Below are 11,549 nucleotides of genomic sequence, written 5' to 3'. Positions count from 1 at the left end.
AGGAGGCGGCGATGGCGCAGGAGCAGACCAAGCGTGGCGGTGGCGGCGGCGATGACGACGACTTCACCGACACCGCGGCCGCGGGCCAGGAGCGCCGCGAGAAATTAGCCGAAGACACCGACGATCTGCTCGACGAGATTGACGACGTCCTCGAGGAGAACGCGGAGGACTTCGTCCGCGCGTACGTGCAGAAGGGTGGACAGTGACCTGGCAGTTTTCCGACCGCCTGCCCACTAACCCCGCGCTTTCCGAAGCCTCAGCCGTCGATTTGTCCTCGTTTGCCGATCTGCTGCGCCGTCAGGCGCCGGAGTTGCTGCCGGCCAGCCTTGGTGGCGGCGCTCAGGCCGGTGGCCAACTCGCACACGGCACCACCATCGTCGCGCTGAAGTACCCCGGCGGCGTCGTCATCGCCGGTGACCGGCGCTCCACGCAGGGCAACATGATCGCGGGCCGCGACGTCAACAAGGTGTACATCACCGACGACTACACCGCGACCGGGATCGCCGGCACCGCCGCGATCGCCGTCGAGTTCGCCCGGCTGTACGCGGTCGAACTCGAGCATTACGAGAAACTCGAAGGTGTGCCGCTGACGTTCCCCGGCAAGGTCAACCGGCTGGCCACCATGGTGCGCGGCAATCTGGGGGCCGCGATGCAGGGCCTCGTGGCGCTGCCGTTGCTGGCGGGTTATGACATCAACGCCGCGGACCCGCAGAAGGCAGGCCGGATCGTGTCGTTCGACGCCGCCGGCGGCTGGAACATGGAGGAAGAGGGCTACCAGTCGGTGGGATCGGGGTCGGTCTTCGCCAAGTCGTCGATGAAGAAGTTGTACGCGCAGGTGACCGATGCGGATTCCGCCCTGCGGGTGGCCATCGAGGCGCTCTACGATGCCGCCGACGACGACTCCGCCACCGGCGGTCCGGACCTGGTGCGGGGGATCTACCCCACGGCGGCGACCATCGGTGCCGAGGGCGCGGTCGAGGTGCCCGAAGAGCGCATCGCCGCACTGGCGCGTGAGGTCATCGAGAGTCGTTCGCGCTCCGACACTTTCGGCCCGGACGCAGACCTGTGGGGAGAGTCATGAGCTTCCCGTATTTCATCTCGCCCGAGCAGGCGATGCGCGAGCGCAGCGAGCTCGCGCGCAAAGGAATCGCGCGCGGTCGCAGCGTGGTGGCGCTGACCTACGCCGACGGCGTGCTTTTCGTCGCCGACAACCCCTCGCGGCTGCTGCAGAAGATCAGCGAACTGTACGACCGGGTCGGTTTCGCGGCCGCGGGCAAGTTCAACGAGTTCGACAATTTGCGCCGCGGCGGCATCCAGTTCGCCGACACCCGCGGTTACGCCTACGCCCGCCGGGACGTCACCGGCCGCCAGTTGGCCAACGTCTACGCGCAGACGCTGGGCACGATCTTCACCGAGCAGGCCAAACCGTACGAGGTCGAGTTGTGTGTGGCCGAGGTCGCCCATCTCGGTGAGACCAAGCCGCCCGAGCTGTACCGGATCACCTACGACGGGTCGATCGCCGACGAGCCGTATTTCGTGGTGATGGGTGGCACCACCGAGCCGGTCACCACCGCGCTCAAGCAGTCCTACACCGAGAACTCGGAGCTCTCCGACGCGGTGCGGATCGCCGTGAACGCGCTGCGGGCGGGCAGCGCCGAGACGTCGGGCAACGATCAGTCCTCCCTCGGAGTGGCCGGCCTCGAGGTCGCGGTCTTGGACGCCAACCGGCCGCGCCGAGCGTTCCGGCGGATCACCGGACCCGCGCTGGACGCGCTCCTACCGCAATCCGACAACGGTTCCGCGGACGGGGACTCGGGCGGCGGCGAGCCGCCGAAATAGCTTCGACAGCAGCGGCCGGGTGACGGTCGAGGGCGCCGCCGACGGGTCCCTGGCCGAATTCCGCGTGGTGGCAACGTAATCGGCAGTGAATCCCCGCATTCGGCGGCGGTTGACCGGTGGTCGCGCACCTCGCCGGCGGGAACGGCGCCGCCGCTGCTTGACCCGTCAAGGTCGGCAAAAACGTCATTTGCCGCCGCGCTTTCGCGCCAGTGGCGCCCGCAGCCAGTACGCTCGGTAAGGTGCAGCGGCGAATCATGGGCATCGAGACCGAGTTCGGTGTCACCTGCACCTTTCACGGCCATCGCCGGCTGTCCCCGGACGAGGTGGCCCGCTACCTCTTCCGCCGGGTGGTGTCGTGGGGGCGCAGCTCCAACGTTTTCTTGCGCAACGGCGCCCGTCTGTATCTCGACGTGGGCAGCCACCCCGAATACGCGACCGCTGAATGCGACAGCCTGGTGCAGTTGGTCACCCACGACCGGGCCGGCGAATGGGTTCTGGAAGACCTGCTGGTCGACGCCGAGCAGCGGCTCGCCGACGAGGGTATCGGCGGCGACATCTACCTGTTCAAGAACAACACCGACTCGGCCGGCAATTCGTACGGCTGCCACGAGAACTACCTGATCGTGCGGGCCGGCGAGTTCTCCCGGATCTCCGACGTGCTGCTGCCGTTCCTTGTCACGCGCCAGCTGATCTGCGGGGCCGGCAAGGTGCTGCAGACCCCCAAGGCCGCGACGTTCTGTCTGTCCCAGCGTGCCGAGCACATCTGGGAGGGCGTCTCGTCGGCCACCACCCGCAGCCGGCCGATCATCAATACGCGCGACGAGCCGCACGCCGACGCCGAGAAGTATCGCCGGCTGCACGTCATCGTGGGCGACTCGAACATGTGCGAAACCACCACCATGCTGAAGGTGGGCACCGCGGCGCTGGTGCTGGAGATGATCGAGGCCGGCGTTCCGTTCCGCGATTTTTCGCTGGACAATCCCATCCGCGCCATCCGCGAGGTCAGCCATGACACCACCGGGCGCCGGCCGGTCCGGCTGGCGGGCGGTCGTCAGGCCAGCGCGCTGGACATCCAGCGCGAGTACTACGCCCGCGCCGTCGAGCACCTGCAGACGCGGGAGCCGAACGCCCAGGTCGAGCAGATCGTCGACCTGTGGGGCCGCCAACTCGATGCCGTCGAGAGCCAGGACTTCGCCAAGGTGGACACCGAGATCGACTGGGTGATCAAGCGCAAGCTGTTCCAGCGCTACCAGGACCGCTACAACATGGAGCTGTCCGACCCCAAGATCGCCCAGCTGGACCTGGCCTACCACGACATCAAGCGCGGCCGCGGTGTGTTCGACCTGCTGCAGCGCAAGGGCCTGGCTACGCGCGTGACCACCGACGAGGACATCGCCGACGCCGTCGAGAACCCGCCGCAGACCACCCGCGCCCGGCTGCGCGGCGAGTTCATCTCCGCCGCACAGGCCGCGGGCCGCGACTTCACCGTCGACTGGGTGCACCTCAAGCTCAACGATCAGGCGCAGCGCACGGTGCTGTGCAAGGACCCGTTCCGGGCGGTTGACGAGCGGGTCAAGCGGCTCATCGCGAGCATGTAGCGAGTCTGCTGCGTGGCGGGAGACGCCGGCCGCGCGGACGCTTTAGGCTCGGGCAAATGGCGACCTCGAAAGTCGAACGGCTGATGAACCTCGTCATCGCTTTGCTGTCCACCCGCGGCTACATCACCGCGGAGAAGATCAGGTCCAGCGTGGCGGGTTACACCGAGAGCCCCAACGCCGAGGCGTTCTCCCGGATGTTCGAACGCGACAAGAACGAGCTGCGTGATCTGGGCATCCCCCTGGAAGTCGGCCGGGTGTCGGCCCTGGATCCCACCGAGGGCTACCGCATCAACCGGGATGCCTACGCCTTGCCGCCGGTGCAGCTGACCCCGGACGAGGCGGCCGCCGTCGCGGTCGCCACGCAGCTGTGGGAGTCGCCGGAGATGGTCACCGCCACGCAGGGCGCGCTGCTGAAGTTGCGCGCCGCCGGCGTCGACGTGGATCCGGATGCGCCGGTGGCCATCGCCTCGCCGGCGGGGGTGCCGAGTCTGCGCGGTTCGGAGGACGTTCTCGGCGTGCTGTTGTCGGCGATCGAGTCGGGGCAGGCGGTGCGGTTCGCGCATCGCCCGTCGCGGGCCGAGCCCTACACCACGCGCACCGTCGAACCGTGGGGCGTGGTGACGCAGAAGGGTCGCTGGTATCTGGTCGGGCACGACCGCGACCGCGACGACACGCGCATCTTTCGACTGTCGCGCATCGGGGCCGAGGTCACGCCGATCGGACCGCGCGGCGCGATCACCGTGCCCGCCGACGTGGACCTGCGCGGCATCGTGGCCGAGAAAATCGCCCGCGCAGGAGCGGAGGTCCCGACGGGCGAGCTGGCCCGGCTCTGGGTCGCCGACGGCCGGGCCACCGCGCTGCGCCGCGCGGGGAAGTCGGTGGGCGCGCGCCGGCTGGGCGACCGCGACGGCGAGGTGATCGAGGTGGACATCGGATCCACCGAGCGTCTGGCGCGCGACGTCGCCGGATACGGGCCCGACGCCGTCGTGCTGGAGCCGCAGTCCCTGCGCGACGACGTGCTGGACAGGTTGCGCGCCCACGCGGGCGGGGAGGAAGGCCGGTGACAGCCGTGTCCGCCCGGCTCGTCCGGCTGCTCAACATGGTGCCGTATTTCCAGGCACACCCGCGGATCACCAGAGCCGAGGCTGCGGCCGGCCTGGGTGTGTCCGACAAGCAGCTGGAAGAGGACCTCAACCAGCTGTGGATGTGCGGGCTGCCCGGCTACTTCCCGGGTGACCTCATCGACTTCGAGTTCTCCGGCGACACCATCGAGGTGACGTTCTCGGCGGGCATCGACCGGCCGCTCAAGCTCACCTCGCCCGAGGCGACCGGCCTGTTGGTGGCGTTGCGGGCACTGGCCGACATTCCGGGCGTCGTCGATCCCGAGGCGGCGCGCAGCGCGATCGCCAAGATCGAGGCCGCCGCCGGAGCCGTCGGGCAACAGGGCCCGCGGCTCTCGGCGGCCACCGGCGCGCCGGCGCCCGCCGAGAGCCGCGTCGCGGCGGTGGTGCGCACGGCGCTGCAGGGCCAGCGCGCGCTGGCCATCGATTACTACTCGGCCTCACGCGACACCCTGAGCAGCCGTGTCGTCGACCCCATCCGGGTGCTGCTGATCGCCGGCCACAGCTACCTCGAGGCATGGTCGCGCGACGCGGAAGGGGTCCGGCTGTTTCGCTTCGACCGGATCGTGGATGCGCACGAGCTGGATGAACCTGCCGCTCCGCCCGAACCGGCGCGGCAGGCGCCGCCGGACACGTCGCTGTTCGACGGCGACCCGGCACTGCCGTCGGCCAGGCTGCGGGTGGCGCCCTCGGCGTCGTGGATGTTCGAGTACTACCCGATGCGGGAGGTTCGCGAGCTGGACGACGGATCGTGCGAGGCCGTGATGACGTACGCCTCCGACGAGTGGATGACGCGCCTGGTGCTGGGCTTCGGCCCGGCCGTCCGGGTGCTCGAACCGGAATCGCTGGCGCGGCGGGTGCGGGACGCCGCGGCGGCGGCCCTCGAGCTCTACCGGGGTCAAGACCAGACGTGACCGGCCTCTACCACGCCGGGCTGCGGAGCCACCGGCATCGCGCCACCCTGCGGTAGCATCGGGTGGACGTCTGGAGGTAATGAACGTGGGCAGTCTTAGTCCGTGGCACTGGGCGATCCTCGCTGTGGTCGTGATCGTCCTGTTCGGTGCCAAGAAGCTCCCCGATGCGGCACGCTCGCTGGGTAAGTCGATGCGCATCTTCAAATCCGAGATCCGTGAAATGCAGAGCGAGAGCAAATCGGAGGCGTCCGCGATCGACACATCGTCGGCGAACCCCACTCCCGTGCAAGCGCAGCGAGTCGACCCTCCCGCGGCTACCGAGCAGGGTCACACTGAAGCACGCCCGGCATAGCGCGGCAGCATCCCCGTGGTGCCCGGTCACCACTGACCCGGCGTCGTGAACGTCTCCAAAGTTTCAGCGCGCACCGCCGCCGTGCTGAAGCGGCTCAATCCCCGTAACCGGCGCAGCCGCACCAATCCCGACGCGACGATGTCGCTGGTCGACCACCTGACCGAGTTGCGCACCCGGCTGCTGGTCTCGCTGGCCGCGATCCTGGTCACCACGATCTTCGGGTTCGTCTGGTATTCGCACCCGGTCTTCGGGATGGAAAGCCTCGGCGAGTGGCTGCGCCATCCCTACTGTTCCCTGCCGGCGTCGGCGCGGGCCTCCATCAGCGCCGACGGGCAGTGCCGGCTGCTGGCCACCGCACCGTTCGACCAGTTCATGCTGCGGCTCAAAGTCGGGTTGACGGCCGGGGCGGTGCTGGCCTGCCCGGTGTGGCTGTACCAGCTCTGGGCGTTCATCACGCCGGGGCTGTACCGGAACGAGCGTCGCTTCGCGATCGGGTTCGTCGTCCCCGCCGCGGGGTTGTTCGCCGGCGGCGCGATGCTGGCCTATTTCGTACTGTCCAAGGCGCTGGGCTTCCTGCTGACCGTGGGCAGCGACGTGCAGGTGACCGCGCTGTCCGGGGACCGGTACTTCGGCTTTCTGATCAACCTGCTGGTCGTCTTCGGGGTCAGCTTCGAATTCCCTCTGCTGATCGTCATGCTCAACATGGCCGGGTTGCTGACCTACCAGCGGCTGAAGGCCTGGCGGCGCGGCCTGATCTTCGGCATGTTCGTGTTCGCGGCGGTGTTCACGCCCGGCTCCGACCCGTTCTCGATGACGGCACTGGGCGTGGCGTTGTCGGTGCTTCTCGAGTTCGCCATCCAGATCGCCCGGCTGCACGACAAGCGCAAGGCCAGACGCGAAGCCCAGGCCGAGATTCCCGACGACGTGGCCTCGGTCATCGAGCGGCCCGGCCCGGTGACCCCCCCGGTGCCCGAGCCGTCGTTCACCACGGGGCAGCACGACGATGTCACTTAGCCTCGTCACCCGCGAGTGTGCGCGTCGGTACGGCGACACGCCGCCGGGGCCGGCATTCTGCGCACCCTCGCGGCGCGCAAGGGCGGCCGCGTGACCGAGCTGGCGCGGTTCGTCACCGAGCTGCCGTTCGCCCTCGACGCCTTTCAGCGGCGCGCCTGCGAGGCGCTGGAGCGGGGCCACGGTGTGCTGGTCTGCGCGCCGACCGGCGCCGGCAAGACGGTGGTCGGCGAATTCGCCGTGCACCTGGCGCTGGCGGCCGGCGGCAAGTGCTTCTACACCACGCCCCTCAAGGCGCTCAGCAACCAGAAGCACACCGACCTGACGGCGCGCTACGGCCGCGACCGCATCGGCCTGCTGACCGGCGACCTGTCGGTCAACGCCGATGCGCCGGTGGTGGTCATGACCACCGAAGTGCTGCGCAACATGCTCTACGCCAATTCGCCTGCCCTACATGGGCTTTCCCACGTGGTGATGGACGAGGTGCACTTCCTCGCCGACCGGATGCGTGGTCCGGTGTGGGAGGAGGTCATCCTGCACCTGCCCGACGAGGTGCGCCTGGTCAGCCTGTCGGCGACGGTGAGCAACGCCGAGGAGTTCGGCGGCTGGATCCAGACCGTGCGGGGCGACACGACGGTGGTGGTCGATGAGCACCGGCCGGTGCCCCTGTGGCAACACGTGCTGGTCGGCAAACGGCTCTACGACCTGTTCGACTACCGCGATTCCGAGGCCGGCGAGCCCCCAGACGGCAGCCGCGAGCCGCGCGTCAACCCGGACCTGCTGCGCCACATCGCACACCGCCGGGAGGCGGACCGGATGTCGGACTGGCGAGGTCCCCGCCGCCACGGTTCCGGACGCCCGGGTGGCAGGCCGCGGTTCTACCGCCCGCCCGCCCGGCCCGACGTGATCGCGACCCTGGACTCCGAGGGCCTGCTACCTGCGATCACGTTCGTGTTCTCCCGGGCGGGGTGTGACGCCGCGGTCCACCAATGCCTGCGCTCGCCGCTGCAACTGACCACCCAGGAGGAGCGCGCGCAGATCGCCGAGGTGATCGACCACCGGTGCGGCGATCTGGCCGACGCCGACCTGGAGGTGCTCGGCTACTACGAGTGGCGCGAGGGCCTGCTGCGCGGCCTGGCGGCCCACCATGCCGGCATGCTGCCGGCATTCCGGCACACCGTCGAGGAGCTGTTCGCCGCCGGCCTGGTCAAGGCGGTGTTCGCCACCGAGACGCTGGCGCTGGGCATCAACATGCCCGCCCGCACGGTGGTGCTGGAGCGGCTGGTGAAGTTCAACGGCGAGCAGCACGTGCCGCTCACGCCGGGGGAGTACACGCAGCTGACCGGGCGCGCCGGCAGGCGCGGCATCGACGTCGAGGGCCACGCGGTGGTGCTCTGGCAACCCAGCGAGGAGACCACCGAACCGTCGGCGGTGGCCGGCCTGGCGTCGACCCGCACCTTCCCGCTGCGCAGTTCGTTCGCGCCGTCCTACAACATGACGATCAACCTGGTGCAGCACATGGGCCCGGAACAGGCGCACCAGCTGCTCGAGCAGTCCTTTGCCCAGTACCAGGCCGACCGGTCGGTCGTCGGCCTGGTCCGCGGCATCGAGCGGGGCACCAAGATGCTCGACGAGATCGCCGCCGAACTGGGTGGGCCGAAGGCGCCGGTCCTGGACTACGCCCGATTGCGCGCGCGGATCACCGAATTGGAGCGCGCGCAGTCGCGCGCCTCCCGGCTGCAACGCCGCCAGGCGGCCAGCGACGCGCTGGCCGCGCTGCGCAAAGGCGACATCATCAACATCACCCAGGGCCGACGCGGCGGGCTTGCGGTGGTGCTCGAGTCGGCCCGCGACAGCGACGATCCGCGGCCCCTGGTGCTGACCGAACACCGGTGGGCGGGCCGGATCTCCTCGGCGGACTATTCGGGTGCGCCGGGTCCGCTCGGGTCGATGTCCTTGCCGAAGCACGTCGAACACCGCCAGCCGCGCGTGCGGCGCGATCTGGCATCGGCGCTGCGTTCGGCCGTGGCCGGACTGGCCGTCCCGTCGCGGCGCCGTGGCGGCGGTGACGGCGACGGCGAGTTCCACGATCCGGAGCTCGCGGAGTTGCGAGCGCAGCTGCGCCGGCATCCGTCGCACAACAGTCCGGGCCTGGAGGCGCGGGTTCGTCAGGCCGAGCGCTACCTGCGCATCGAGCGGGACAACGCGCAACTGGAGAAGAAGGTGGCCGCGGCCACCAACTCGCTGGCGCGCACCTTCGACCGGATCGTCGGGCTGCTCACCGAGCGGGGCTTCATCGAGGGCCCGGCCGCCGATCCCCACGTCACCGACCATGGCCGGCTGCTGGCCCGCATCTACAGCGAGAGCGACCTGCTGGTGGCCGAATGCCTGCGCACCGACGCGTGGGCGGGATTGAAGCCCGCCGAGTTGGCGGCGGTGGTCTCCGCGGTGCTCTACGAGACCCGGGGCGGCGACGGGGCCGGCTCCGGGTTCGTCGCCGAGGTGCCGACCCAGCGGTTGCGGCAGGCGCTGCAGCAGACGTCCCGGATGTCGACCGCGCTGCGCGCCGACGAGCAGGCCCACCGCATCGCCCCGAGCCGCGAGCCCGACGACGGCTTCGTCAACGTCATCTATCGCTGGGCGCGGACCGGTGACCTGACGGCGGCGCTGGCCGCCGCGGACGTCACGGGCACCGGTTCGCCGTTGCTGGCGGGAGACTTCGTGCGCTGGTGCCGGCAGGTGCTCGACCTGCTCGACCAGGTGCGCAACGCCGCCCCCGACGCCGATCTGCGGGCGGTCGCCAAGCGCGCCATCAACGACGTTCGGCGCGGCGTCGTCGCTGTTGACGCCGGGTAGGCTGTGCCGGAGCTACGGTGACACCGTAACGAGAAGCCAAGACGTCAAGGGGCTGAGGAGAAACGATGAGCGGACCGCAGGGATCCGAGCCGGACCAGCAGTGGCAACCGCCCGGTCACAGTGGCGACCAGTCCTCGGAAGCGGCCCAGGCAGGATCGCCCTGGCAGCAGCAGCCGAACCAGGACGCGGGGTGGCAGACCCCGGCCTACACGCCGCCCCCCGGGTATTCGCCGTACCAGCAGCAGGGGGAGCAGGCCTACCCGCAGCAGCCCGGCTATGGGCAGCCCGAGCAGCAGTACGGTGGGCAAACCCCCCAGTACGGTCAATACGGCCAGCCGACTCAGTACGGTCAGTACGCCCAGCCGGGCCAGTACGCCCAGCCGGGCCAGTACGCCCAGCCGGGCCAGTACGCCCAGCCGGGCCAGTACGCCCAGTACGGCCAGCCGGGTCAGTACGGTCAATACGGCCAGCCGGGCCAGTACCCGCAGCAGTTCCCGCCTTACGAGCAACCGGGCAAGAAGCGCTCGACCACGCTGATCGCCGGGGTGGTCGGCGTGATCGCCTTCCTGCTCATCGCCGCCGTGCTGGTGCTCGGCTTCTGGGAGCCGGGCTTTTTCGTCACCACCAAGCTGGACATCAAAAAGGCCCAGACCGGCGTCCAGCAGATCCTGTCGGATGAGACCAACGGCTACGGCGCCCGCAACGTCAAAGACGTCAAGTGCAACAACGGCGCCGACCCGACCGTCAAGAAGGGCGCCAGCTTCGATTGCAGCGTGAGCATCGACGGCGCGCAGAAGCACGTGACGGTGACCTTCCAGGACAACAAGGGCACGTACGAGGTCGGCCGGCCCCAGTAGGGGCGGTCAACCGGGCAGCGCGTCGAGCGCCTTCTGCAGCCGCGCGATCGACGAGCCGACACCGAGCTCGGTGGCCAGCCGTGCGGTGCGCTGCGGGTCGGCGGCCGTCAGGGGCAGCGCGTCGGTCGGAGTCGACAGGGTGACCGGCGCGTCGGTGGCCACCCGTACCACCGGTTGGGCGGCCTCGATGTAGTCGGCGGCGGCCAGCAGTTTCGTACGAAGTCCCTTGGCCATCTTCGATTTCGGGTCGCCGGCGGCGGCGACGATCTGCTGCAGCGAGCCGTGCTGTGCCAGCAGCGTCGCCGCCGTCTTCTCGCCGATGCCCGGCACGCCGGGCAGACCGTCGGACGGATCGCCGCGCAACAATGCCAGCTCGGCATAGGCCGCCCCGGCGCGGTCGACGGGCACGCCATAGTGATCGGCCACTTCGGCGGGACCGAACAGGGTCGCGTTGGTCAGCCCGCGGCCCAGGTAGAGCACCCGCACCGGCACCGGGTCGTCGGCGACCACTTGCAGCAGGTCGCGGTCGCCGCTGACCACGACGACCGGGTCGTCGCGTTCCCGCGCCGCCAGCGTGCCCAGCACGTCGTCGGCCTCGAACCCGGCCGCGCCGGCCATCGGGATCCCGAGCGCGTCCAGCAGATCGGTGATCATGTCGACCTGCGGCGTCAGGTCGTCGGGAACCTCCTCGACGTCGGGTTGGCCCTCGGATCCCGGCCCGCTGACTTCCTGAGCCACCCGGTGCGCCTTGTAGGACGGGATCAGGTCCACCCGGAACTGCGGCCGCCAATCCAGGTCCAGGCACACCGCCAGCCGGCCGGGGCGCTGCCGGGTGATCACCACGGCCATGGAGTCGATGAAGCCGCGGACGGCGTTGACCGGCCGGCCGTCGGGAGCGGTGATCGAGGAGGGCACGCCGAAGTAGGAGCGGAACCACATGCTGGCGCCGTCGAGCAGCAACAGTGGTGATCGCATGCCGGGTATGGTCTCACGCCTGCTCG

At 69.8% G+C, this 11,549-nt stretch carries 11 protein-coding genes; 10 read left to right on the top strand and 1 reads right to left on the bottom strand.

The window, feature by feature from the left end:
• Nucleotides 1-11 precede the first annotated feature (11 nt).
• The 10 genes from AB8998_RS16160 (at nt 12) to AB8998_RS16115 (ending at nt 10,548) form a co-directional block, all read left to right on the top strand.
• Entirely contained in the window at nt 12-206 is a 195-nt protein-coding gene (locus AB8998_RS16160) for a ubiquitin-like protein Pup (protein ID WP_369741608.1), read from the top strand.
• Nucleotides 203-1,081, top strand: a complete 879-nt coding sequence (gene prcB, locus AB8998_RS16155; RefSeq protein WP_369738794.1) for a proteasome subunit beta — start codon at nt 203-205, stop codon at nt 1,079-1,081. Before AB8998_RS16160 ends, prcB begins: the two co-directional genes overlap by 4 nt.
• Nucleotides 1,078-1,839, top strand: a complete 762-nt coding sequence (gene prcA / locus AB8998_RS16150) for a proteasome subunit alpha (protein WP_369738793.1) — start codon at nt 1,078-1,080, stop codon at nt 1,837-1,839. Before prcB ends, prcA begins: the two co-directional genes overlap by 4 nt.
• Nucleotides 1,840-2,078: 239 nt before the next feature.
• Nucleotides 2,079-3,437, top strand: coding sequence for a Pup--protein ligase (gene pafA, locus AB8998_RS16145; protein WP_369738792.1), 1,359 nt, complete (start codon nt 2,079-2,081; stop codon nt 3,435-3,437).
• Between the two features lie 56 nt (nt 3,438-3,493).
• On the top strand, nt 3,494-4,501 hold the full coding sequence (locus AB8998_RS16140) for a helix-turn-helix transcriptional regulator (RefSeq protein ID WP_369738791.1): 1,008 nt from the start codon (nt 3,494-3,496) through the stop codon (nt 4,499-4,501).
• Nucleotides 4,498-5,472, top strand: a complete 975-nt coding sequence (locus tag AB8998_RS16135) for a helix-turn-helix transcriptional regulator (protein WP_369738790.1) — start codon at nt 4,498-4,500, stop codon at nt 5,470-5,472. Before AB8998_RS16140 ends, AB8998_RS16135 begins: the two co-directional genes overlap by 4 nt.
• 85 nt (nt 5,473-5,557) lie before the next feature.
• Complete coding sequence (tatA, locus tag AB8998_RS16130) at nt 5,558-5,824, top strand: Sec-independent protein translocase subunit TatA (protein ID WP_369738789.1); 267 nt, start codon at nt 5,558-5,560, stop codon at nt 5,822-5,824.
• Between the two features lie 45 nt (nt 5,825-5,869).
• Nucleotides 5,870-6,838 (top strand): twin-arginine translocase subunit TatC, encoded by a 969-nt coding sequence (gene tatC, locus AB8998_RS16125; RefSeq protein ID WP_369738788.1) that lies wholly within the window; start codon nt 5,870-5,872, stop codon nt 6,836-6,838.
• A gap of 90 nt (nt 6,839-6,928) precedes the next feature.
• Entirely contained in the window at nt 6,929-9,691 is a 2,763-nt protein-coding gene (locus AB8998_RS16120) for a DEAD/DEAH box helicase (protein ID WP_369738787.1), read from the top strand.
• A 65-nt stretch (nt 9,692-9,756) separates the two neighbouring features.
• Complete coding sequence (locus AB8998_RS16115; RefSeq protein WP_369738786.1) at nt 9,757-10,548, top strand: DUF4333 domain-containing protein; 792 nt, start codon at nt 9,757-9,759, stop codon at nt 10,546-10,548.
• Between the two features lie 6 nt (nt 10,549-10,554).
• Here the strand turns inward: AB8998_RS16115 and AB8998_RS16110 are convergent, their stop codons facing one another.
• Nucleotides 10,555-11,523: a 5'-3' exonuclease gene (locus AB8998_RS16110; protein ID WP_369738785.1), complete on the bottom strand. Its 969-nt coding sequence runs from the start codon at nt 11,521-11,523 to the stop codon at nt 10,555-10,557.
• Between the last annotated feature and the right edge of the window lie 26 nt (nt 11,524-11,549).

This window comes from Mycobacterium sp. HUMS_12744610 (assembly GCF_041206865.1).
Classification (GTDB): Bacteria; Actinomycetota; Actinomycetes; order Mycobacteriales; family Mycobacteriaceae; genus Mycobacterium; species Mycobacterium servetii.
The sequence above is the reverse complement of the archived record's forward strand: the minus strand, read 5'-3'. Positions and strand labels throughout refer to the sequence as shown.

Bases quoted from the DNA above. Each gene is read 5' to 3' on its own strand.
- AB8998_RS16160 (WP_369741608.1), top strand. From the start codon at position 12: ATGGCGCAGGAGCAGACCAAGCGTGGCGGTGGCGGCGGCGATGACGAC.
- prcA (WP_369738793.1), top strand. From the start codon at position 1,078: ATGAGCTTCCCGTATTTCATCTCGCCCGAGCAGGCGATGCGCGAGCGC.
- AB8998_RS16140 (WP_369738791.1), top strand. From the start codon at position 3,494: ATGGCGACCTCGAAAGTCGAACGGCTGATGAACCTCGTCATCGCTTTG.
- AB8998_RS16115 (WP_369738786.1), top strand. From the start codon at position 9,757: ATGAGCGGACCGCAGGGATCCGAGCCGGACCAGCAGTGGCAACCGCCC.
- AB8998_RS16110 (WP_369738785.1), bottom strand. From the start codon at position 11,523: ATGCGATCACCACTGTTGCTGCTCGACGGCGCCAGCATGTGGTTCCGC.